Here is a 21,724-nt window from a genome sequence, read left to right as displayed (position 1 = left end):
ACGGTGGCGGCGGTGCCGACAGTGACGGTGGCGGCGGTGCCGACGGTGATCGATACCGACGGTGACGCTGGCGGCGGTACCGACGGCGATGCCGATGCCGACGGTGATGGCGGCGAGGGCCGGGGGCCAGGTCCCGGGGGCTAGGACGCCGGGCCCTGTGCCCGGTATCCCGACACCCCCTCCTGCCCCAGGGCCGCCGTCAGCGTCACGTACAGCTGCCCGCCCGCCGCGAAGGCGTCGGTGATCTCCTCGCCCAACGGCCCGTCCGGCAGCGGGATGTCCGCCTTGGCCTCGCCCGTGGTCTCCACCACCAGCGACAGCCGCCCGTCGGTGATGTCCCGCAGGAGGTACTGGGTGCGGGTGACGACCGGCACCTCCACGGACGCGTCCGGGCGGTAGGTGGCCTCGTACGGGGTGTGGGTGAAGATGCAGACGCCGGTGAGGCGGACGGCCTCCCGGTCGATGGAGACCGTCGAGATCCTGGCCGGATGCCCGTGCAGAAGGGCGTAGCCGTTGGGCCGCAGCCCGGTTGCCGGGGTGCGGTAGGTCGTCGGCCCCGCAGGGTGAATCGCCATTGCCGCTGTTGCCGTGCGTACGTCCATCTCGCTCATTCCGCGCCTCTCGACCAGCCGGACCGTCGGACAACTGGCGGGGCCGGATGGCTCGTTCCGTCGGAGCGCCCCGCGCCGCATGGCCAACGAGCGGAGGCCCGGGGAGGCTACGACACGGTCCGCCACCCGGTGCCGTCCGGCCCGTCCGGTGCCCGCGCCGGGGAGCCCCGTCGGTCTAGACCTTTCTGCGCCGTACGGGGTTCCGCGACCGCCCCAGTGGGCAGACGTGTGGTGGATCACGTGTGCAGAACTGAGCGCCGGGCGAGGTGCCGCCCGTACTCAGGCACAGGACGCACAGGACGCACAGGACCTCGGAGCGGATGCCCGGACGCGGATGCGAGGATGAGGCGCCATGGTCGCAGGGTGGTGTTCTCGCACAGTACGGGCCGCGTTGTTCGCGGCCGTCTGTGTGCTGCTCGCCGCCCTGGGCCACGTGATGATGTCCGGCACCCAGGTGCCGGGCTGGACTCTCGCCCTCGCCCTGGGGGCGACCGGCGGCATCGGATGGTGCCTCGCCGGGCGCGAGCGGGGCCTCGCCCTCGTCGTGGGCGTCGCGGTCGTCACCCAGACCCTGCTGCACACCGGCTTCTCGCTGGCGCAGTCCGCTGTGGGCGGCGGGGCCTCCGGAGCCGAAGCCATGGACATGAGCCATATCGGGCACGTGTCCATGGGGGGCATGGGAAGCACGGGAGGCATGGGGTCGACGGGGTTGACGGGGGCGACCGGGGCGACGGGGTCGGCGGTGTCGGCGGTGTCCATGGACGCGATGGGCGCCCTCGGTCAGCTCGCTCACCTCGGACACTCCGCCGACGGCTCCTCCTCGCTCGGGATGTACGCCGCCCACCTGCTCGCCGCCCTGCTCAGCGGGGTGTGGATGGCCTTCGGGGAGCGGGCCGCCTTCAGCATCCTGCGTACCGTCGCCGGATGGCTCGCCGCGCCCCTGCGGCTGCTGTTCGGGCCGCTGCCGGTCACGGCCGAGCCGCCCTCGCCGCGGCCGCGCCGCGATGACACCGGCCGCGCGCCGCGCTGCCTGCTCCTCGTCCACTCGATCACCTCTCGGGGACCGCCCACGGGGACCGCTGTCGCCTGACGACAGTCGGTTCGCCCGGGGCCACGGCTGACTCGCCGCCCCGGGTCACGGTCGTACGCCCGCGTTCGTTGCTGGTTCCTTCTTTCTCCTCTCCATCCCTGCCGTGGCGTACGGCCCTTCCCGCTCATCACGTGACACCGGACCGCCCGCGTTCTCGCGCGCCCGCGGCCCGGCGTCCGGCATACCCGAGAAGGAAAACGACAGGTGATCACCCCAACCGAGGTCCCCCGTGGCAGATCCGCGCAGTTCGACGACGTGACGACCGCCCTCGCCCTCGCCGCCCGGGGCGGCGACGCCCTCGCCGTCGAACGGTTCGTGCGCGCGCTCCACCGCGATGTGCTGCGCTACGTCGCCCATCTCTGCGCCGATCCCCAGGCCGTGGACGATCTCGCCCAGGACACCTTTCTGCGGGCCCTCGGCAGCCTGCACCGGTTCGAGGGACGTTCCTCGGCGCGCGCCTGGCTGCTGTCCATCGCCCGGCGGGCCGTCATCGACAGCTACCGGTACGCCGCCGCCCGGCCCCGGCCGTCGGACACCGCCGACTGGCAGCTCGCCATCGAACGCGCCCAGCCGCGCGGACTGCCCGGCTTCGACGACGGCATAGCGCTGCTGGACCTGCTGGCCGCGCTGCCGGACGAGCGCCGCGAGGCGTTCGTCCTCACCCAACTCCTCGGACTGCCCTACGCGGAGGCCGCCGAGGTCAGTGGCTGCCCCGTCGGCACCGTCCGCTCCCGGGTCGCCCGCGCCCGCGCCACTTTGACGGCCCTGGTGGAGCAGGCGGAGGTCTCCGAGCCGGGGGCGGAGGGCGTGCGGCCGCTGGTGCTCACGGCGGCCTGAGCGCGCGGGGAGGGCGCCGGTACGGGGGTATCCGCATCCCCGGCCGGTGCCCCCTCCAGCCTCCAGCCTCCTGCCTCCTGTCTCCTTTCACCTCCCTCCCCCTCGCCTTTGCCATCTCTTTGCAACGCTGGCCGCCCCCGGTTCGTCTCTCCGCTCGATCCGTCACACCGGCCGCCCCCGTCTCAGTCATCCGCACCACCGGGGGCGGCCCGACGAAAGAGAGCGAACCGATGCGCCGAACCGTCCTCAGTGCCGTGGCACTCCTGTGCACCGCCGTTTTCGTGGGCGCCGCCCCCGCCTTCGCCACCGACCCGACCCCGACCCCGACCCCTTCCCCGTCCGTCTCGGTCCCGCCGAGCGATGCCCCGAGCGATGCCCCGAGCGATGCCACCAGTGCCGAGCCCAGCCCCACCGTCGCCCCCACCGAGGCGCCGACCGCCACGCCCAGCGAGGCCCCGGCGCCGGGTGCGGAGCCGGGTCAGGTCGCGGTCGTTCCCAGTGGCGCCCCCGACACCGGGGTGGTGCCCGTGGGCGGTCCGGGCTCCGGGGCATGACCTCGCCGCTCTCCCGGCGCGCGTTCGCGCTCGCGGCCGGCGCCACGACGGCCACGCTCCTCTCCGGGTGCGGGGGTGGCGGGCAGCGGGAGGAGCCGGACAAGGAGCCGGACAAGGAGACGGAGAGCGCGGCCGGGGGTGGCGCGGCCCCCGTCCGGCTGCGCATCCCGGCGATCGAGGTCGACACCCCCGTCATCCGGCTGGGGCTGGAGCCCGACGGGAGCGTGGAGGTGCCGCCGGTCACCGAGCACGACCGGGCCGGCTGGTACGAGCACTCCCCGGCGCCGGGTCAGCTCGGACCCTGCGTCCTGCTCGGCCATGTCACCGTCGGGGAGTTCGGCGACGGCGTCTTCCGCGACCTCGGCCGGCTGCGCCGGGGCGACCGGATCGAGGCGCGGCTGGGGGACGGCACCGAGACCGAGTTCGCCGTCACCTCCCTGCGCACGGTCCGCAAGGACGACTTCCCGACCGACGACGTGTACGGCGATGTGGACCGGCCCGAGCTGCGGCTCATCACCTGCGGTGGGCCCCGTACCGGCGACGACGAGTACCGCGACAACGTGATCGTCTTCGCCGGGCCGAGCGCCGGGACGCCGTGAGCCGCACCGGTACGCGGCCCGGACCGGCTCCGTACGCGGGAACGCGCGGGGCCGGTCCGGGCTCTTCGTCTGCGGAGAAAGACCCCCCACGACCTTGGAGAACGTTGAAACGGTCCCGTGACAGCGCGGCGTCCGAGCTGTTCGCCGTCCTCTATCCGAGGCTGGCCGGCTGGTGCCGCCGGCTGGTCGACGACGACGAGACGGCGCACGAGATCGCCTCGGAGGCGTTCACCCGGCTGTGGGCGCGCTGGACCAAGGTCGAGGAGCCGCGCGGGTTCCTCTATGTCACCGCCGCGAACATCGTCCGGGACCACTGGCGCAAGACGGAGCGCGAGCGGCGGGCCGTCCGCCAGGTCACCCAGGAGGCGGCGGTGCGCCCGTACGCCGAACCGGCCGACCCGTCCGTACGGCTGCTCGTGCAGTCCCTGCCGGAGCGACTGCGGGTGCCGATCCTGCTGCACTACTACGCTGACATGCCGATCCGTGAGGTGTCCGCGCTGACCGGGCGCAAGGAAGGGACCGTCAAGGCCGATCTCCACGCGGCCCGCGAACTGCTCCGCGTCCACCTGAGGAGAAGCCTTGACCACACGCTTTGACGGGGAACCGGAGCCGGGGGGTGGTGGGTTCGGTGACGCCGGTGGGCTCAGTGACCCCGGTGGGTTCGGTGACCGCGATGGGCTCAGTGACCGCGATGGGCCGCCGGACCCTGGCGGGTCTGGGGGCCCTGGCGGGTCTGGTGACGACGGTGCATCTGGGGACGACGGCCGGTCTGGTGACCATGGCGGGTTCGGGGACGACCCTGGGTCCGGTGATGACGGCTGGTCTGGGGGTTCTGGCCGGTCTGGGGACGCTGGCGGGTCCGGTGGCCGCCACGGGTCCGGTGATGACGGCCGGTCCAGCGGCTCTGGCCCGGCCGGGAACCATGGCGGGTCCGGTCACCATGGCCGGTTCGGAGACCACCGTGGGTTCAGGGATGACGGCCTGTCCGGTGACGACGATCTGTCCGGTGACCACCATGGGTCCGGGGACATCGGCCGGTCCGGTGACGTCGGTCGGTCCGGGGACGGCTTCCGTCTCGGGGCGGGTGGTCGCTTCGGGGACGACGTCCCGTTCGGGGAGGGGCGGTTCGTGAGGGGCGGTCTGTTCGGGGGGGACCCGCAGGGGGACGGGCCGTCGGACGACGATCCGCTCGCCGTGATCCTGCGGCCCGCCGCCGGCGACCGTCTCGCCCCGCCGCCGGGCCGTTACGAGACCATCCGCCGGAGCGCCGCGCGCCGCCGGATGCTGCGGGTCACGGCCGGTGCCGGGCTGACCTGTGCCGTCGCCGTCCTGATCGCGCTGCCGGTGTATCAGCGGGCGGTCCCCGACACGCCCCGGCAGCCGACCGTGCCGCTGGCGCCGCCCAGGCCCACGCCCAGCGCCTCCGCGCCGATGCCCTCCCCTTCCGCCTCCGCCCCGCCGTCCCCGTCCGACACTCCTCCCTCCGACACGGTCACCCCGGGGCCCTCGACCTCGACCCCGACGCCGACCGAGATGTCCACCTCGTCGGCCGGCCCCAGCTCCGTCCCCGGCCTGGGCACCCCGTCGCCCGGGTGACGACCGGCCTCACGCCGGGTACGCGTGGGTCTGGGCCGCCTTCACCGACGCCCACACCCGTACCCCCGGCCGCAGGTCCAGCTCCGCCGCCGAGACCGTCGTCAGATCGGCCAGCAGGGACAGGTCCCCGCTCAGCGCCGCCCGGAACTGGTCGCCGTGAGTCTCCATCCCCGTCACCTCGCAGTGCCAGAGATTGCGCGCGCTCGCGCCGGTCGGGCGGTCCCGGTGCAGGGTGACGGCGGTGGGCGGGAAGGCGACGAAGACCGGGCCGGTGAGGTCCTCGGTGGTGACGATGTCGGCGGCTACGGTGCCGTCGCCGTCGGCGTCCACCCGTACCGTGTGGCCCTGTGCCCGGCCCCGGTACAGGTTGAGGCCGACCAGATGGGCGATGTAGTCCGTGCGCGGGCGGCGGGCGATGTCGCGGGGGGCGCCCTGCTGCACGATCCCGCCGTCCTCGATCACGATGAGCTGGTCGGCGAGGACCATCGCGTCCAGCGGATCATGGGTGACGAGTACGGCGACCGCCTCGAAGCCGGCCAGATGGCCCCGGAGCTGGGCGCGGACGTCGAGGCGGGTGCGGGCGTCCAGGGCGGCGAGGGGCTCGTCCAGGAGCAGCAGCCGGGGCTGGGTCGCCAGGGCGCGGGCCAGCGCGACCCGCTGGGCCTGACCGCCCGACAGTTTGCGCGGCTTCTTGTCGGTGTGGTCGGCGAGGTCCATCCGGCGCAGCAGCTCGGCCGCCTGCGCGCGGGCCTCCGCCTTGCCGACGCCGTGGCAGCGCGGGCCGAAGGCCACGTTGTCCAGCGCGGAGAGATGGGGGAACAGGAGATAGTCCTGGAAGACCACGCCGACCGGGCGGGACTCCGGCGGCGTACGGTCCAGTTCCCGGCCGTCCAGGCGCAGATGGCCGCCGCTGAGCGGGACCAGCCCGGCCAGGGCGCGCAGGGCGGTGGTCTTGCCCGCGCCGTTCGGGCCGAGCAGCGCGACCACGTCGCCGGGTGCCGCCGTCAGCGTCACGTCCAGCCGGAAGGCGCCGCGCTCGACCACCAGCCGGGCGTCGAGTCCGGCGTCGGGGTCCCGGCCGGGGTCCCGGCCGGGGCGGGTGTCGGTCATGAGAGGGCCGTCCGGTCGGTCATGAAGGGGCCATCCATCGGTCGCGGAGCCCGGCCAGAACCGCGATGGACACGGCCAGCAGGACCAGGCTGAGGGCGATGGCCGCCTGCGGGTCGTTCTGGAGGGCGAGGTAGACGGCCAGGGGCATGGTCTGGGTACGGCCCGGGAAGTTCCCGGCGAAGGTGATGGTCGCGCCGAACTCGCCCAGCGCACGCGCCCAGGCGAGGACCGCGCCGGCCGCGATGCCGGGGGCGATCAGCGGCAGGGTGACCCGGCGGAACGCCGTGAAGCGGGACGCGCCCAGGGTCGTGGCCGCCTCCTCGTAGCGCTGGTCGGCCGCCCGTAGTGTGCCCTCCACGCTGATGACCAGGAACGGCATCGCCACGAACGCCTCCGCGATCACCACGCCCGTGGTGGTGAACGGCAGGGTCAGCCCGAACCACTCGTCCAGAGAGCGGCCGACGACCCCGTTGCGCCCCAGCGCCATCAGCAGGGCGACACCGCCGACGACCGGCGGCAGCACCAGCGGCAGGGTCACCAGGGCCCGGACCAGACCCCGGCCGGGGAACTCGACCCGGGCCAGCAGCCAGGCCAGCGGCACCCCGAACACCAGGCACACCAGCGTCGCCAGGGTCGCGCAGATCAGCGACAGCTGGAGCGCCTGCCATACCTCCGTACTGCTGAGCAGTTCCGGCATGTCCCGCCAGGGGGCGCGGATCAGCAGCGCGAGCAGCGGCAGCACCAGGAAGACCAGGGCGACCAGCGCGGGCAGCAGCAGCGGCAGCGGGGCCCCGCGGCCGGGGCGCAGCGGAGCACGGCGGCCGGGCAGCCGAGGCCCGCGCACACGGCGGCGCCGCGGGCCCCCGGTGAGGGTGTCCGCGGCGCCGGCCTTGCCCGAGGGGCCGGGCGAAGGCGGTGAACCGGTGGAACCGTTCGTCACGGCTGGAGGAACCCGGCGTCGGTGAGCACCTTCTGGCCCTCCGCCGACCGCACCAGCTCGATGAACGCCTCGGCGGTGCCCGCGTTGGGGGCGTCCTTGAGCAGGGTGATCGGGTAGTCGTTGATGGCGTCGGCGGACTCGGGGAACTCCACGCCCTCCACGGTGTCACCCGCGGCCTGCACATCGGTCTTGTACACGACCGCCGCGTCGGCCTCCTTCAGCACCACCTTGTTCAGCGCCGACTTCACGTCCTCCTCGTAGGAGACGGGCGTGAGCTTGAGGTCGCTGGCGTCGAGCGCGGTCTGCGCGGCGGCACCGCACGGCACCGTCTCGTCGCACAGCACGACCTTCAGATCCGGGTTGGTGAGATCCTCCAGCGAGGTGATCTTGTCGGGGTTGCCGGGCAGGGTCGCGATCTCCAGCTCGTTACGGGCGAACGTGGCGGGCGTGCCCTCCGCGTCCCCGGCGTCCGTGACGATCTCCATCGTGCGGGGGCTGGCCGAGGCGAACACATCCGCCGGGGCGCCCCCGGTGATGCTCGCCGCGAGAGCGTCGCTGCCGCCGAAGCTGAACGTCACCGTGGTGCCCGGGTGGGCGTCCTCGAACTGCTTGCCCAGCGTCTCGAAGCTGCCCTGGAGCGAGGCCGCGGCGAACACGGTGATCTCGCCGGAGAACTCCGGGGAGGCGGAACCGGACGGCGAGGCGGAGGAGTCCGACCCCGACGAGGAACTGTCGGAGCCGCCGCAGCCGCTCAGGGCCAGCATCGCGGCGGCACCTGCCCCGGCCACCTGGAACGTCCACCGGGTCCGGCGCGCGGAACGAGTCATCACGGGTCCACTCCCTCTGGTCCGACTCCGCACGGCCGTGCGGAACCGCGGAACTGCTGAGTTGCTGAACTGCGGAACTACTGAACTGCGGAACTACTGAGCTGTGGAACTGAGCTGCGGAACTGCTGAGCTGCTGAACTACGGTCTTTCGACGACCACGTTGGTCGACTTGATCACGGCGACCGCCGGAACGCCCGGCTCCAGCGACAGTTCCTCCGCCGACTCGCGGCTGACCATCGCCACCACCCGGAACGGCCCGGCCTGGATCTCCACCTGCGCCGACACATCCCCGAGGAGCACCTCGGTGACGATGCCGGACAGCCGGTTGCGGGCCGAGGAGCCGGTCGACTCCCGCTCGGCCCGCCGGGACTCGCGGGCGTAGGCGGCGAGAGCCGGCCCCGGGATGATCCGATGGCCCAGCTCATCGCGCTCGGCGATGAGTTTCCCGCCGTCGACCAGACGCCTCACGGTGTCGACGCTGACGCCCAGCAGGGCGGCGGCGGTCCCGATCCGGTAGGTGTGCATGCGCCGATGATACTGCCGCACTTGCGAGGGTAAAGTCTCTTGTCACATCGCATGAGCCTGATCACGTCTCGATATGCCTCGCATGTGCGTTTGTACGGGAGGTGGGTTCGGGTACCGTCAGACGGGAGGTGGTAGCCCGTGAGTCAGTCCCTCACAGCCACCGGTACGGCCACCCGCGCGCCGGTGGAACTCGCGCTCACCGGCGATCTGGCCCGCCCGGCCCGGCTGACCGTCCCCGACCTGCTCGGCTGGCCCCAGCACCGGGCCGACGTCGCCTTCGAGTGCGCCACCAACGGCGTCCAGCGCCACCGCTTCACCGGCCCGCTGCTGCACGACGTCCTCACCGACGCCCGCCCCGCCTTCGACCCCGGGCGCCGCAAGGACCGGCTGCGCTTCCTGATCGCCGTGCGCGGCACCGACGGCCACCACGCCCTGCTCACCTGGGCGGAGATCGACCCCGACTTCGGCCGCGCCCCCGTCCTGCTCGGCGTCACCCTCGACGGCCGGCCGCTCGACGGGGTCGGCCCCCAGCTGGTGCTGCCCCAGGACCGCTGCGGCGCCCGCCACATCAGCGGCATCGGCACGATCCACGTGGACGGCGGCTACCCCACGAGGACCGGCGACCGGTGACCCGTTGGCCGAACACCACCCGCACCCCGCCCTCCACGCGGCAGGCTGGACCCCCACCCGCCACGAGGACGCCGGGCACCCCTTCCTGAGCCGGGCCGTCCCTCGGGCGTGCCCCGGCGCAACCGACCCGAGGAGCCGCCCTCCCGTGCTGCGTCAGCTGGAGTACCTCGTCGCGCTCGCCCGGGAACGGCACTTCGCCCGCGCGGCAGCCGCCTGCTATGTCTCCCAGCCCTCCCTCTCCGCCGCGATCCGCCGGCTGGAACACGAACTCGGCGTGCCCATCGTCCAGCGCGGGAAGCGGCGCTACGAGGGACTGACCCCGGAGGGCGAGGTGGTCCTGGCCTGGGCGCACCGCATGCTGGCCGAACAGGACGCCCTGCGCCAGGAACTGTCGGCGCTGCGCGGCGGACTGGCCGGCACCCTGCGCCTGGGCGTCGTACCCACCGCCCTGCCCGTCGCCTCCCTCCTCACCACGCCGTTCTGCGACCGGCATCCGCGCGCCGGGGTCACCCTGGAGTCGCTGTCGTCGGCGGAGATCCGGCACGGCCTCGCGGAGTTCGAGCTGGACGCGGCGATGACGTACCTGGACGACGACACGCTGCACCGGGTGCGCCGCTTCCCGCTCTACGAGGAGCGGTACGTGCTGCTGACCCCGGTCGACGGGCCGCTCGGCGACCTGGACACCGCCCGCTGGTCGCAGGCCGCGGTGCTGCCGCTGTGCCTGCTCACGCCGCGGATGCGCAACCGGCGGATCGTGGACGAGTGCTTCGCCGCCGACGGGGCCGTGGCCACGCCCGCGATCGAGTCGGACAGCGTGGCCGGGCTCTACGCCCATCTCCCCGGCGGGCGCTGGTCGAGCGTCATATCGCACGCCTGGCTGCATATGTTCGGGGTGCCGGAGGGCATGCGGGTGGTCCCGCTGGAGGGCCCCGCGCACGGGCCCCGGGTCGGTCTGGTCGTCGCCCGCAGCGAACCCCAGTCGGTGCTGGCGCAGGCGCTGCTGACGGTGGCCCGGGAGGCGGGCGTGCGGGACGCGCTCGACGCGCGGCTGCGCACGTATCTGCGCACCGGCACCCTCGCGTAGCCCGCGCGGCCGGTCGACAGGTCGGTTGATAGCCGCAGGCTATGTCCTTATAGAAATGATCGCTTTGACCAGGGCGAACGGCTCCGAGGATGGTGGAACACACCTTCCAGCAACGCCAGTTGAGGAGCCGCGACCATGGCAAAGGTGCTCGCAGTCCTGTACGACGACCCCACCGACGGCTACCCGAAGACGTACGCCCGTGACGACCTGCCGGTCATCGACCACTACCCGGGCGGCCAGACCACTCCCACCCCCGAGGCGATCGACTTCACGCCCGGCCAGCTGCTCGGCAGCGTGTCCGGGGAACTCGGGCTGCGCGGCTTCCTGGAGAAGGCCGGTCACACCCTCGTCGTCACCTCGGACAAGGACGGCGCCGGGTCGGTCTTCGACCGTGAGCTGGTCGACGCGGACATCGTGATCTCGCAGCCGTTCTGGCCCGCGTATCTCACCCCGGAGCGGATCGCCGCCGCCAAGAACCTGAAGCTGGCGGTCACCGCGGGCATCGGCTCCGACCATGTCGACCTGGAAGCCGCGATCGAGCGCGGTGTGACGGTCGCGGAGGTGACGTACTGCAACAGCATCAGCGTCGCCGAGCACGTGGTGATGATGACCCTGTCCCTGGTGCGCAACTACCTGCCGTCCCATCAGGTGGTGCTCGACGGCGGCTGGAACATCGCCGACTGCGTGGCCCGTTCGTACGACCTCGAAGGCATGCAGGTCGGCACGGTCGCCGCGGGCCGGATCGGCCTCGCGGTGCTGCGCCGGCTGGCCCCCTTCGACGTCAAGCTGCACTACACCGACCGGCACCGGCTGCCGGAGGCCGTCGAGCGGGAGCTGGGGCTCACCTTCCACGAGAGTGCCGCCGCCATGGCCCCGCACGTCGACGTCATCACGATCAACGCGCCGCTGCACCCGGAGACGGAGGGCCTGTTCGGCGACGAACTGCTCGGCCAGATGAAGCGCGGCGCGTATCTGATCAACACCGCGCGCGGGCTGATCGTGGACCGGGACGCCGTGGACCGGGCGCTGCGCAGCGGGCAGCTCGCCGGGTACGCCGGTGACGTCTGGTACCCGCAGCCGGCACCGCCCGATCACCCCTGGCGGACCATGCCGCACCACGGCATGACCCCGCACATCTCCGGCTCCTCCCTGTCCGCGCAGGCCCGTTACGCGGCCGGCACCCGGGAGATCCTGGAGTCCTTCTTCGCGGGCCGCCCGATCCGCGACGAGTACCTGATCGTGGACGGGGGCGCGCTGGCGGGCACGGGCGCGCACTCGTACTCGGTGACGAAGTAGGGCCGGGGGCCCGGGGGCGGGGAGGGACGTGCTCAGACCCGGTCGATGTGCACGTTCGTCGACTTGACCCGGGCGGTGGCCTCCATCCCCACCTCCAGCCCCAACTCCTCCACGGCCTCCCGGGTGAGCAACGAGACGAGCCGGTGCGGGCCGGCCTGGATCTCGACCTGGGCGGCCACATCGCCGAGCTTGATCGCGGTGACGATCCCAGGGAAGGCGTTGCGGACAGAGGTGGCGGACGCGGGCTCGTCGTCACCCTGTCCGCCCTTGGCCAGTTCCACGGAGAACGCGGCGAGGGCCGTACCGTCGATGAGCCGCCGCCCGCCCTCGTCCCGATGGGTCGCCACCCGCCCGGCATCCGCCCACCGCCGAGCGGTATCCGGACTGACCCCAAGCAGCCGCGCCGCCTGCCCAATCGTGTATGCGTCCATACCGGCCAAGATAGGCCAGCCGGCCGGGGTGGCTGGGGGTGGCTGGGGTCGGCGGGGTCGGCCAGGGGTGGCCGGGACGGCCGGGCGGCCGTGGCTGCGGACGGTCACGGTACCTGCGGTAGCCGCCCCGCCGCCCTGGCTGCGGGTGGTCGTGCCGCGGTGGCTTCGCCGTATCCGTGTCAGCTGCGGGCAGCCCCCGCCCCACCGCCCCAGCTGCGGCAACTCCCGCCCCACCGCCCTAGCTGCGGGCAGTCGTGCCGCCGGAGCGGCACGGGGGTGGGCTGGGGGTCCCCCCTCTGGGGGAGGCACCCCGCAAGCGCGGGTGAGCGAACCCCCCCGACCAGCACCGCGACCGGCGGTCACCGCCATAACCGGCGACCAGCACAACACCCCCCGACCAGCACCACAACCCCGTACCGGCACAACACCCTCACCCCCGCCCCAGCGCCACCCGCGCCACCCGGGGCCAGTCCGCCGCCGCAGCCCCCGCCCGCAGCGCACGCCCCGCCCGGGACCGCGGACTCCCGGGACGGTGCCGCGGCACCCGCACCCGGAGAGCCCCCGGCGCACTACGGCACACGACCGGCGCCGCGAGCATGACGTGCTCCCCGTCGATACCGGCCGGCAATCCCGCGGCATCCGTCTCGATGACGATCTCAACGGCCGTGAGACGCACAACCCCCCGCGTCCGCCGCCCGTACACCAGCCGAGCCGCCTCCGCCGCACTGTCCACCCGTACGCACACCACCCCCAACCGCCCGGTGTCCAGCCGCTCCCGGCGCCCCGGATGGGCGGCGTCCACGGCCCGCCCGTAAGGGTTGTTGCTGACAAGCAGAGCTTGAAGCCCGTGTAGTTCTTGCAGCCCGTCAGGCCCGTCAGGCCCGTCAGGCCCGTCAGGCCCGTCAGGCCCGTCAGGCCCCTCAGGCCCGTCAGGCCCGTCAGGCCCGTCAGGCCCCTCAGGCCGGTCGGGCCGGTCGGGCCGGTCGGGCCGGTCAGGCCCCTCAGGCCCGCGACGCCCGCGAGACCCGTGAGACCCGTGACGCCCGCTGGATTCCGCCCGCCCCTCCCCCCTCCCCCCGTCCCCCACCCGCACCCCCAACCGCCCCGCCCCCGCCTCCGTGAGCAGCGCGGGCAGGCTGCGCAGCACGGTGCGCGACTTGGCGTCCCGATACGCCGGATCGGCGACCACGTCGGCATAGGCGCCGAAGGAGGCGTTGTTGACGAAGACCCGGCCGGCCGCGTACCCGAGGTCGACCCGGAATTCCACGGCGTCGGTCAGCGCCAGCAGCGCCGCGGCCGGGTCGTCACGGTCGAGGCCGAGATCGAGGGCGAAGTGATTGCGCGTACCGGCGGGCACGACGACGAACGGCAGATCATGATCGGCGGCGACCTGAGCCACCAGCGCCTGCGTACCGTCACCCCCCGCCACCGCCAGCAGGTCGGCGCCCTCGGCGACGGCCCGCCGGGCCAGCTCGGTGACGTCCTGCCCACCGGCCAGCAGGGCCACCCGGCAGCCGGCCGCCCGCGCCCGCTCCACCAGCCCGAACCGCGCCGCCTTGCCACCCCCGGAGCGCGGATTGATCAGGATCCAGGGCGCCCGGGCCGGCCCCACGACCGGCCGCCCCGCGTCCCGCCGGGCCCGGGGCAGCGCCGCCCGCGCCGCCGTGACCGCCAGCACCAGCAGGGCCAGCGCCAGCAGAGCGGGCCCGAGCATGCCCACCGTGGCGTACAGGACGAGCACGGCGAGGGGCGTGAGGACCGCCAGCGCGGCACCCAGCGCGCGCAGCACACCCGTGTGGGCGAGCGTCCACCACACCCCGACGGCGGCGAGGGCCAGCCCGGCGCCGCCGATCAGCACCCACAGCAGGCTGCGCAGCCCCGCCGCGACCAGCGGTACGGCGATCCCGGCCGCCAGCGCGAGCAGAGCGAGGCGGGCGAGGCCGGGACTGCCTGCGGGCGCCGCCCGCTCACCCACCGGAGCCGGAGCCGGAGCCGAACCCTGAGCCGGACCCGGACCCGGACCCGGACCCGGACCTGGGCTGGGTGGGACCGGGACCCGCTCCCGCCCCATGCCCCGACAGCACCAGTTCCTTGGCCCGGCGGAACTCGTCGTCCGAGATGTCCCCGCGGGCGCGGATCTCGGACAGCCTGGACAGCTCGTCCACGCTGCTGGTGCCGCCGCCGCTGCCGCCACCGGCCGCCGTCTTCTTGATGTAGTCGTCGAACTGCCGCTGCTGGGCCCGCGCCTGATCGACCTCCCGGCGGCCCATGTTCCGGCCGCGCGCGATGACGTAGATGAGCACGCCCAGGAAGGGCAGCACGATGCAGAAGAACAGCCAGCCTGCCTTGCCCCAGCCGCTCAGGGTGTCGTCGCGGAAGATGTCCATGACGACCCGGAAGAGCAGGATGAACCACATGATCCACAGGAAGAACAGGAGCATCGTCCAGAAGGCGCTCAGCAGCGGATAGTCGTAGGCCAGATAGTCGGATGCGCTCATGTCTCTCCTCGCCTCATCTCCGGCACCCCACCCTCATCTCCGGTTCCCCGGCTCCCTCCGCTCCCTCCCTCCTCCCTGTTCGCGGTTCTCGTGACCCGCCCAGCATCGATCGGGACCGACACCGGACGGGTCACCCCTCACGGGTGATCCCCATCCCGCGCCGGGGGCGTCAGATGGACCGGGAACACCGAACGGCACGGGGTGGCACAGGGAGGCTGGTCATGACCGCGGCGAGCGACTTCACCGCCGACCTCTCACCGGAGGAGCGGGCGGCATACGGCAGGCAGGCGCGCGGACGGGTGTCCCGCTCCACACACAGCGTGTTCGAGCCACGTCCGGACCGGCCGGACCCGATCGAGCTAATCGAACGCCAGTCCGCAACCCGGGTACCGGAACTCGTACCGGTCCGCTACGGCCGCATGCTGGAGTCCCCGTTCCGCTTCTACCGGGGCGCGGCGGCCATCATGGCGGCGGACCTGGGCCCCATGCCGGACACCGGGCTAGGGGTGCAGCTCTGCGGCGACGCCCACCCGCTGAACTTCCGGCTGCTCGCCTCCCCGGAACGCCACCTGGTCTTCGACATCAACGACTTCGACGAGACCCTGCCGGGCCCCTTCGAGTGGGACGTCAAACGGCTGGCGGCCGGTCTGGTGACGGCGGGCCGGGCGAACGGCTTCTCCCTCAAGGAGCAGAACACGCTGGTGAGGGAGTGCGTGGCGGAGTACCGGACCCGGATGCGCGAGCTGGCCGGGATGGGCACCCTCGACATCTGGTACGCGCAGGACGACGCCGACGGGCTGCGCGAACTGCTGGGCGCCAGGCCGGACCCGGAGCTGGTCCGCCGTACCGCCCAGGCCGAGCGGCGAGCCCGTACCCGTACCCATATGAAGGCTTTCGACAAGCTGACCACGGTCACCGCCGAGGGCCGCCGCATCGCCGCCGATCCGCCGCTGATCACCCCGCTGGACCAGTTGCTGGACGACCCGTCCGAGGAAGGGCGGGAGAAGGAGCTGCGGTCCCTGGTGGAGAACTACGCGCGCACCCTGCCCGCCGAGCGCCGGCACCTGCTGCGCCACTACCGCCTGGTGGACATGGCCCGCAAGGTGGTCGGCGTCGGCAGCGTCGGCACCCGCTGCTGGGTCCTGCTGCTGCGCGGCCGGGACGACGACGATCCGCTGCTCCTCCAGGCCAAGGAGGCCGGGGAGTCGGTGCTGGCCGCCCACACGGGCGGCGACCCGTACGACAACCAGGGCCGCCGGGTGGTCACCGGACAGCGCCTGATCCAGACGAGCAGCGATATCTTCCTGGGCTGGACCCATGAGACGGGCCTGGACGGGCAGCCACGGGATTTCTACGTACGTCAGCTCTGGGACTGGAAGGGCATCGCCCGCCCCGAGACCATGGACCCCCGGCTGCTCACCCTCTTCGGCCGGCTCTGCGGGGCGTCCCTGGCCCGCGCCCACGCCCGCTCCGGCGACCCCATCGCCATCGCCGCGTACCTGGGCGGCGGCGACAGCTTCGACCGCGCGCTCAGCGACTTCGCCCAGTCGTACGCCGACCAGAACGAGCGCGATTTCGAGGCGCTGGGGACGGCGGTGCGGGAGGGACGGATACGGGCGGAACAGATGTGAGCCGGACGCCCCGGCGAGGGCGAGCGCGGGGAACTTACCGGTCGGGCAGCTGCCGCATCTCCACGACCAGCAGCCCGAGGGACTGGAACCGGGACAGCAGCCCGTACAGATGCGCCTCGTCGACGACAGGCCCGAACAGCACGGTCTGCCCGGAGATCATCACGTGTCCGAACTCCGGGAACGCCTGCGTCAGCGTGTCCGACATGAGCCCCTCGACACGGATCTCGTAGCGCATGCCCACGATGGTCGCCCTGGAGCCGGCCCACGGCCTCACCCGATACAGGTGAACGGCCGCGCCTCCCGCCCCGGAGGTGTCACAGCAGCCGCAGCTCGCGGGCCCGCCGTACGGCGTCATTGCGCCGGTTGACGGCCAGCTTGCGGTAGACGCCCTTGAGGTGGGTCTTGACGGTGTTCACGGAGACACACAGCTCGGCGGCGATGTCCTGCGTCGACATCATCGCGGCCAGCCCCCGCAGCACCTCGCGCTCGCGCGCGCTCAGCTCCCCGACGAGGGGCGCCGTCCCGTCACCGGCCACGGGTGGACCGTACGGGAGCCAGCTCGCCGCCAGTTCAGCGAGCGGTGGCGTGGCGAGCAGGGGCCCGATCCAGTCCCGGGCGTCCAGGAAGGGCCGCCGCAGCCGTTCGCGCCGTCCGTCCAGCAGGGCCTGCCCGACCAGCCGACGGGCCCCGGAGCTGTCCCCGGCGGCCAGCGCGAGCCGGGCCCGCACCAGCGAGGCCCGTACGGTCACGGCGGGCCCGGCGTGACGATCGCCCCGCACGCGCCGGACCAGCCCAGCGGCGTCGTCGGCCCGCCCGGCGGCCAGCAGCACCCGAGCGGCCTCCACCGCCCCCAAGGGCGACCCGTACGCGCCCGCCCCGCCACCGATCACCTCACCGGCCACCTCACTCACCACCTCACCGGCCTCCTCGATCCGCCCTCCCGCCAGCCGGGCGCAGGCAAGGATCAGGGCCCGCTGTTCCTCGACCCAGGGGGAGGGGACGGCGGCGGAAACCTCGGGGTCGGCAGCCGCGCAGGCGGCGAGCGGATGCCCCCGGGCGAGCAGCAGCCGCGCCCGCACCAGCCCCCGTACCGCGACCACCAGGGGATCGACGGCCCGGAATCCCTCCCCGCCTTTCCCCCTTCCCCCCGAGCTTCCCCCCGAGGTCTCGTCGAGCAGGGCTTGGGCCCGGTCCAGCTCATCGCGTTCGACGGCCACGGCGGCGAGGACGAGGCCCCCGAGCCCGCACCCACCAGGAGGGCCCCCACCACTCCCCACCACCTTCCGCTCCCCCCGAGCGCCCCACCCGTACAGATAATCGATCAGCGCGAGCTGCCCCAGCGCATCGGCGTGCACGGGCGGGACAGCCCCGCCCACACTCATCAGCACCCCCCGCGCGTCCTCGAACCGCCCACCCCACAGATAGGCGGCGCCCAGGTGGGAGTGGAGCAGCGCGAGGAATTCGGGGTGCCGGTCGTAGAGGGAGGGGGACACTTCGCCGCACACGTCCTGGAACCGCTCGGCGGCAAGCGCGGCGCCCGCCGGATCCCCGGTGAGCCGAGCGGCGAGCGCATGCAGCAGCACACAGCTGACGACGGCGGGACCGGACGAGGGCGGGGAGGAAGTGGGTGCCCCGGAGACACCCCCGAGCCGCTCTTCGACAGCGTGTAGACACCGCACCCCCCGATGGACGGACATCCCCACCCCTGTTCCCACCCCCGTCTCCATCTCAAGGGCAGCGCGTACCAGCTCGGCGGCTACGGAGTCGGAGTCGGAGTCGGAATGGGAGTGGGAGTGGGAGTGGGAGTCGGCCCCCATCCCGGCGAAGAGCGGTCCGAAGTGCCCCGCGCGCAGGCCGGCGAAGAGCTGCCCGATGGCCAGCTCGCCGACGAGGGCGTCGGCCGTGAAGTCCCAGTCACCGGCGGCGGCACCCTGGGCGAGGGCCTCGGCCAGATCGCCGGACCGCAGCAGCCAGCGGGCGGCCCGCAGCCGCAAGGCGGGCTCAAGCCCGGGAAGCCGTACGCGCAGATGGGCGAGGAGGATCTCCTTGAAGAGCGGATGGAGCCGGAACCACCCGTGCCCGAGCCGCTCCACGAACGCGTTCGCCTCGTGCAGCCCGACCAGCAGCGGCTCGGCGTCGGACCGCCCGGTCAGCGCGTTGGCCAGATCGGGACGGAAGCGGGTGAGCACGCTGACGCGCAGGAGCAGATCCTGGGCGTCGACGGGTTGCCGCGCAAGCACCTCGGCGAGCAGAAAGTCGGCGACGGTACTGCGGCCCGCCTCGAACTCCTTCAGATACAGCTCGGGGTCGTCGCTCTCCAGCGCGGCCATGGCACAGAGCCGCAGCCCGGCGGCCCACCCCCGGGTGCGCTCGACCAGGGCGCGCGCGGATGCGACCGGCACGCTCAGCCCGTGCGACTCCAGCAGCGCGACGGCTTCGTCGGGAGTGAAGGCCAGTTCGGCGCCACGGACCTCGGTGAGTTCGCCGGCCACCCGGTACCGGTGCAGCGGCAGCAGGGGTTCGGCCCGGCTGACCAGCACCAGCCGAAGCCCGCCCCCGACATGCCGGAGCACGAACTCCACCTGCTCGGCGACCTCGCCCCCACCCACCCGCTCGAACTCATCGACCACGACGACAACGGGCTCCCCGCGCGCGCTCAGCTCATCGGCGAGAAGGGCCAGCATCCGCCGCTCGACCCGGACGGCGTCGCCGGGCACCCGGACGGCGGCGCTCACCCCGGCACCACACCCGCGCAGAGCCTCCAGCAGATACGCCCAGAACACCCCCGGCCGCCGATCCCCGACCTCGGCCGTCAACCAGGCCACCGGTACCTCCAGCCCCGCGGCCCAGTCCGCCACCAGCAGGGTCTTCCCGGCCCCGGCCCCGCCATTGACCACGGTCAGCGGCGTCCCCAGCCCCTCATCGAGCCTGCGCGAGAGCCGTTCGCGCCGCAGAAAGGTGGGGGGCCGCTGGGGCAGGGCCATCCGCGTACAGAGAAAGGGGTCCCCCAGCGGATCCCCCTGGTGACACGGATCCCCCTGGTGACCGGCGCCCTGAGGGCCCGTGTCACCCACCCGTCGCGCCCTGCGGTCGCGTTCGCTGTAGTCCACCAAGGCGCCCACCGCCCCATCAACCTGCCCACGGCCCGCTTCCCGGGTCAGACCACCAGCACCACACCCTCAGCATCCCAGCTTCCCCCCGCCGGCGCTCGCCGCGCCATCCGGTCATTCACTGTCGATTGTTTATCAAGAACCTGTCGGCGGCTCGCAGATAGGCAATGCTGTGGCAAAGTCATCAAGGCAAAGAATGACGCATCCCCCTCCCTCTCAAACGCACAATTAACCGCGTAAAAAGAGCCGAAGGAGAAGAAATTGAACAGTCCGAACCGGGCGGCGAGCGCTATAGGCCGACGAGCCATCCTCAAATACACGGCCACCATCGGCGCGATAGGCACGGCAGCCTCGGTACTGACAAAGAACAGCGCCTTCGCGGCGACGAACGAAGCCGACGCCAATTCGGCCCAGCATATCGAGCAGTTGTACCGGGACGCGCTGGACGAGGGCGGAAATCTGGTCGTCTGGGCGGGCGGCAGCAATCCCAACCAGGAGAACGCGACCCGTGACGCATTCAACGCCGCATTTCCCGGAATGAACGCGGTCTTCAATGTCCGCTACAGCCCGGTGCAGGCCGGAATCATCAATCGGCAACTGTCTCTCGGCGGTCTGGAGCCGGATATCGCGCAGATCCAGAGTCTGTACGACTTCGACCACTGGAAGGCCCAGAACGCCCTCCTGCCGTACCGGCCGCCGGGCGCGCAGGCGGTGTTCCCGCAGTACCGGGACCCCGACCACGCCTTCATCGGCATCATGGTCCGCTCCTTCGGCCGCGTCAGCAACAGCACCCTCCTCTCCGAAGCCGAGGCGCCCAGAGATGCCGTCGACTTTCTGGCACCCGCGTTCCGCGACAAGATCGTGGTGCCGGACCCCACCCTGGAGGACGCGATCCTGCACGCGTTCTACCTGGTGACACAGAAGTACGGTCTGGGCTACATGGAACAGTTCATGGAACAGCGGCCACAGATAGTCGCGAACGCGGGCGCGATGACCGCGTCACTGGTCGGCGGTCAGCGCACGGCGACTCTCTCCCACATCGCGTCATTGGCACCCATCCAGGGAGTCCCCCTCCGATACGCCGTACCGCGCACCGACGAGTTCATGAGCTGGCCGCAAACGGTGGCCATCTTCCGCAAGGCCCGCAACCCCGCGGCGGCGAAGCTCTACCTCGCATGGCAACTGACCGCAGCACGACAGAGCACCGGCTTGCAGTGGCCGACCCGCCGCGACGTCACCCCTGCGGGCGGCTGGAATCCCATCAACCAATACAACAGCAGGCTGAACGGATTCCGCGAATTCGTCCGCGACCGCGCGGCGGTGGAACGCTACCGGGCAGTGATCAAAACCTTCGTCTCCCCCTGACGCCTCATCACACATCCCCGGTCTCACGGGCTCCGTCAATCCCTGCCAACCACTGACGCAGGAACACCACGGGCACGGCTGCCCGATGCCCGCGATGCGAAAGCCGTGCCCCCGCGCGAGACGTCCAACCGGCGCCACGGCCCCAACCCCGTTCAGCCCAGAGACCGATCCGCAGTATGGGCCGAGTCCGCCCACGCCCACAGCCAGCAGGGCAGACTGCCCCTGCGCACCGCCGAAAGTCGCGGGAGGCGCCCGCGATGGGGATCCCGGTCGCTGTGCTGCCGTACCTGAACTCCGCCCAGGCCGCCCACCCCGCCTACCACCAGAGCCTGGACCGGCTGCGTGAGATGGGCATCCTGATCGGCTCGTACGAGCCTCACCGGCCGAAGGCCGGGGGTGGGGCGGACCGCTACCGCTGGAAGGAGGCGCTGGAGCTGCTCGCGCCCAGATTGTCCATCCAGCCGTGATCAGCGCCGCTGTGCTGGCGGCGGTTGCGTGGCCGGGGCGGGGAAGTCCTGGTCCTCCATGACCGGCTCGGCGTGGGCGCAATCTCCCGCCGTCCGGCGAGACCCGCACCCGCGACGCGATCGACGACGCCCACCGAAAAGGGCGAGGCCCGAAGACCCCGCCCACTACCACCCAATCCCCACCTCAGGGCCACACCAGGCAATAAGGCTGATGCCCCGCCTCATGCAACCGATGTGAGAAGTCCTGCCACTCATGCAGCGAATGGAAGAGGCGGGACGTTGACCTGGGATTTCTTGATGATATGCGCTGGTCGGCGTCATTTCCCAGGCTCATGTGCCCTGGATGTGCCCTCGCGTGGGTTGCCCATCAGCCGCGGCGACTGAAGCGTCTTCCACCCCGTGGAGTTCAACGAACCCGGCTCCGACATCACGTACACGATGACGGACAACTCCACGATCACCGAGGCGATCCTCAAGCGCGACCCCGCCACCCACCACTACGTCTACGGCTACCTCCCGCCCA

At 72.5% G+C, this 21,724-nt stretch carries 21 protein-coding genes and 1 pseudogene; 12 read left to right on the top strand and 10 right to left on the bottom strand.

Features of this window, described 5'->3' with window-relative positions; genetic code table 11:
• Positions 1–140: 140 nt before the first annotated feature.
• On the bottom strand, positions 141–575 hold the full coding sequence (locus ACFRFC_RS35995) for a hypothetical protein (RefSeq protein ID WP_382680211.1): 435 nt from the start codon (positions 573–575) through the stop codon (positions 141–143).
• Positions 576–963: 388 nt separating this feature from the next.
• Between ACFRFC_RS35995 and ACFRFC_RS35990 the strand changes: the two genes are divergently transcribed.
• The 6 genes from ACFRFC_RS35990 to ACFRFC_RS35965 all read left to right on the top strand — a co-directional run bounded on the left by ACFRFC_RS35990 (position 964) and on the right by ACFRFC_RS35965 (position 5,287).
• Positions 964–1,701 (top strand): hypothetical protein, encoded by a 738-nt coding sequence (locus ACFRFC_RS35990; protein ID WP_382680212.1) that lies wholly within the window; start codon positions 964–966, stop codon positions 1,699–1,701.
• Between the two features lie 204 nt (positions 1,702–1,905).
• Positions 1,906–2,538 (top strand): sigma-70 family RNA polymerase sigma factor, encoded by a 633-nt coding sequence (locus ACFRFC_RS35985; RefSeq protein ID WP_382680213.1) that lies wholly within the window; start codon positions 1,906–1,908, stop codon positions 2,536–2,538.
• 230 nt (positions 2,539–2,768) lie between these two features.
• Positions 2,769–3,092 carry a sortase-dependent protein gene (locus ACFRFC_RS35980; protein ID WP_382680214.1) on the top strand — a complete coding sequence of 108 codons (324 nt, stop codon included), beginning with the start codon at positions 2,769–2,771 and terminating at the stop codon, positions 3,090–3,092.
• Positions 3,089–3,691: a class F sortase gene (locus tag ACFRFC_RS35975; RefSeq protein ID WP_382680215.1), complete on the top strand. Its 603-nt coding sequence runs from the start codon at positions 3,089–3,091 to the stop codon at positions 3,689–3,691. The genes ACFRFC_RS35980 and ACFRFC_RS35975 overlap by 4 nt, the downstream gene beginning before the upstream one ends.
• 104 nt (positions 3,692–3,795) lie before the next feature.
• Positions 3,796–4,287: an RNA polymerase sigma factor gene (locus ACFRFC_RS35970; protein ID WP_382680216.1), complete on the top strand. Its 492-nt coding sequence runs from the start codon at positions 3,796–3,798 to the stop codon at positions 4,285–4,287.
• Between the two features lie 532 nt (positions 4,288–4,819).
• Positions 4,820–5,287 (top strand): hypothetical protein, encoded by a 468-nt coding sequence (locus tag ACFRFC_RS35965; RefSeq protein ID WP_382680217.1) that lies wholly within the window; start codon positions 4,820–4,822, stop codon positions 5,285–5,287.
• 9 nt (positions 5,288–5,296) lie between these two features.
• Here the strand turns inward: ACFRFC_RS35965 and ACFRFC_RS35960 are convergent, their stop codons facing one another.
• From ACFRFC_RS35960 to ACFRFC_RS35945, 4 genes are all read right to left on the bottom strand, one after another.
• Positions 5,297–6,397, bottom strand: a complete 1,101-nt coding sequence (locus ACFRFC_RS35960) for an ABC transporter ATP-binding protein (RefSeq protein ID WP_382680218.1) — start codon at positions 6,395–6,397, stop codon at positions 5,297–5,299.
• Positions 6,398–6,416: 19 nt separating this feature from the next.
• Complete coding sequence (modB, locus tag ACFRFC_RS35955; protein WP_382680219.1) at positions 6,417–7,337, bottom strand: molybdate ABC transporter permease subunit; 921 nt, start codon at positions 7,335–7,337, stop codon at positions 6,417–6,419.
• Positions 7,334–8,164 (bottom strand): molybdate ABC transporter substrate-binding protein, encoded by an 831-nt coding sequence (modA, locus tag ACFRFC_RS35950; RefSeq protein ID WP_382680220.1) that lies wholly within the window; start codon positions 8,162–8,164, stop codon positions 7,334–7,336. Before modA ends, modB begins: the two co-directional genes overlap by 4 nt.
• A 138-nt stretch (positions 8,165–8,302) precedes the next feature.
• The gene (locus ACFRFC_RS35945; protein ID WP_382680221.1) at positions 8,303–8,689 is read right to left on the bottom strand and encodes a molybdopterin-binding protein; all 387 of its coding nucleotides are present in this window, start codon (positions 8,687–8,689) and stop codon (positions 8,303–8,305) included.
• A 138-nt stretch (positions 8,690–8,827) separates the two neighbouring features.
• Between ACFRFC_RS35945 and ACFRFC_RS35940 the strand changes: the two genes are divergently transcribed.
• The 3 genes from ACFRFC_RS35940 (at position 8,828) to ACFRFC_RS35930 (ending at position 11,699) form a co-directional block, all read left to right on the top strand.
• Positions 8,828–9,319 (top strand): molybdopterin-dependent oxidoreductase, encoded by a 492-nt coding sequence (locus tag ACFRFC_RS35940; RefSeq protein ID WP_382680222.1) that lies wholly within the window; start codon positions 8,828–8,830, stop codon positions 9,317–9,319.
• A 145-nt stretch (positions 9,320–9,464) separates the two neighbouring features.
• Entirely contained in the window at positions 9,465–10,403 is a 939-nt protein-coding gene (locus ACFRFC_RS35935; RefSeq protein ID WP_382680223.1) for a LysR substrate-binding domain-containing protein, read from the top strand.
• 135 nt (positions 10,404–10,538) lie between these two features.
• The gene (locus tag ACFRFC_RS35930; protein WP_382680224.1) at positions 10,539–11,699 is read left to right on the top strand and encodes an NAD-dependent formate dehydrogenase; all 1,161 of its coding nucleotides are present in this window, start codon (positions 10,539–10,541) and stop codon (positions 11,697–11,699) included.
• Positions 11,700–11,731: 32 nt separating this feature from the next.
• Here ACFRFC_RS35930 and ACFRFC_RS35925 read toward each other — a convergent pair whose 3' ends face one another.
• From ACFRFC_RS35925 to ACFRFC_RS35915, 3 genes are all read right to left on the bottom strand, one after another.
• On the bottom strand, positions 11,732–12,130 hold the full coding sequence (locus ACFRFC_RS35925) for a molybdopterin-binding protein (RefSeq protein WP_382680225.1): 399 nt from the start codon (positions 12,128–12,130) through the stop codon (positions 11,732–11,734).
• 430 nt (positions 12,131–12,560) lie between these two features.
• Positions 12,561–14,105 (bottom strand): diacylglycerol/lipid kinase family protein, encoded by a 1,545-nt coding sequence (locus ACFRFC_RS35920; protein ID WP_383112688.1) that lies wholly within the window; start codon positions 14,103–14,105, stop codon positions 12,561–12,563.
• Positions 14,098–14,628, bottom strand: a complete 531-nt coding sequence (locus ACFRFC_RS35915; protein WP_382680227.1) for a PLDc N-terminal domain-containing protein — start codon at positions 14,626–14,628, stop codon at positions 14,098–14,100. Before ACFRFC_RS35915 ends, ACFRFC_RS35920 begins: the two co-directional genes overlap by 8 nt.
• 221 nt (positions 14,629–14,849) lie before the next feature.
• Here ACFRFC_RS35915 and ACFRFC_RS35910 point away from each other — a divergent pair, with 221 nt between their 5' ends.
• Complete coding sequence (locus ACFRFC_RS35910; RefSeq protein ID WP_382680228.1) at positions 14,850–16,259, top strand: DUF2252 domain-containing protein; 1,410 nt, start codon at positions 14,850–14,852, stop codon at positions 16,257–16,259.
• Positions 16,260–16,293: 34 nt separating this feature from the next.
• Here the strand turns inward: ACFRFC_RS35910 and ACFRFC_RS35905 are convergent, their stop codons facing one another.
• The gene (locus ACFRFC_RS35905; protein WP_382680229.1) at positions 16,294–16,494 is read right to left on the bottom strand and encodes a hypothetical protein; all 201 of its coding nucleotides are present in this window, start codon (positions 16,492–16,494) and stop codon (positions 16,294–16,296) included.
• A 79-nt stretch (positions 16,495–16,573) separates the two neighbouring features.
• Positions 16,574–19,243: a LuxR C-terminal-related transcriptional regulator gene (locus tag ACFRFC_RS35900; protein ID WP_382680230.1), complete on the bottom strand. Its 2,670-nt coding sequence runs from the start codon at positions 19,241–19,243 to the stop codon at positions 16,574–16,576.
• A gap of 387 nt (positions 19,244–19,630) precedes the next feature.
• Here ACFRFC_RS35900 and ACFRFC_RS35895 point away from each other — a divergent pair, with 387 nt between their 5' ends.
• A complete protein-coding gene (locus ACFRFC_RS35895; RefSeq protein ID WP_382680231.1) occupies positions 19,631–20,734 on the top strand; it encodes an ABC transporter substrate-binding protein in 1,104 nt (367 codons plus the stop codon).
• Between the two features lie 245 nt (positions 20,735–20,979).
• A pseudogene (locus ACFRFC_RS35890) lies at positions 20,980–21,201 on the top strand (flavoprotein); the annotation flags it as partial.
• Between the last annotated feature and the right edge of the window lie 523 nt (positions 21,202–21,724).

The organism is Streptomyces sp. NPDC056734 (assembly GCF_042790455.1).
Taxonomy (GTDB): domain Bacteria; phylum Actinomycetota; class Actinomycetes; order Streptomycetales; family Streptomycetaceae; genus Streptomyces.
This window is presented reverse-complemented; position numbering and strand designations above follow the sequence as displayed.

Coding starts and splice junctions, on each gene's coding strand:
- ACFRFC_RS35995 (WP_382680211.1), bottom strand. CDS start 575: ATGGCGATTCACCCTGCGGGGCCGACGACCTACCGCACCCCGGCAACC.
- ACFRFC_RS35990 (WP_382680212.1), top strand. CDS start 964: ATGGTCGCAGGGTGGTGTTCTCGCACAGTACGGGCCGCGTTGTTCGCG.
- ACFRFC_RS35980 (WP_382680214.1), top strand. CDS start 2,769: ATGCGCCGAACCGTCCTCAGTGCCGTGGCACTCCTGTGCACCGCCGTT.
- ACFRFC_RS35975 (WP_382680215.1), top strand. CDS start 3,089: ATGACCTCGCCGCTCTCCCGGCGCGCGTTCGCGCTCGCGGCCGGCGCC.
- ACFRFC_RS35960 (WP_382680218.1), bottom strand. CDS start 6,397: ATGACCGACACCCGCCCCGGCCGGGACCCCGGCCGGGACCCCGACGCC.
- modA (WP_382680220.1), bottom strand. CDS start 8,164: ATGACTCGTTCCGCGCGCCGGACCCGGTGGACGTTCCAGGTGGCCGGG.
- ACFRFC_RS35945 (WP_382680221.1), bottom strand. CDS start 8,689: ATGCACACCTACCGGATCGGGACCGCCGCCGCCCTGCTGGGCGTCAGC.
- ACFRFC_RS35930 (WP_382680224.1), top strand. CDS start 10,539: ATGGCAAAGGTGCTCGCAGTCCTGTACGACGACCCCACCGACGGCTAC.
- ACFRFC_RS35925 (WP_382680225.1), bottom strand. CDS start 12,130: ATGGACGCATACACGATTGGGCAGGCGGCGCGGCTGCTTGGGGTCAGT.
- ACFRFC_RS35915 (WP_382680227.1), bottom strand. CDS start 14,628: ATGAGCGCATCCGACTATCTGGCCTACGACTATCCGCTGCTGAGCGCC.
- ACFRFC_RS35910 (WP_382680228.1), top strand. CDS start 14,850: ATGACCGCGGCGAGCGACTTCACCGCCGACCTCTCACCGGAGGAGCGG.
- ACFRFC_RS35905 (WP_382680229.1), bottom strand. CDS start 16,494: ATGCGCTACGAGATCCGTGTCGAGGGGCTCATGTCGGACACGCTGACG.
- ACFRFC_RS35900 (WP_382680230.1), bottom strand. CDS start 19,243: ATGGCCCTGCCCCAGCGGCCCCCCACCTTTCTGCGGCGCGAACGGCTC.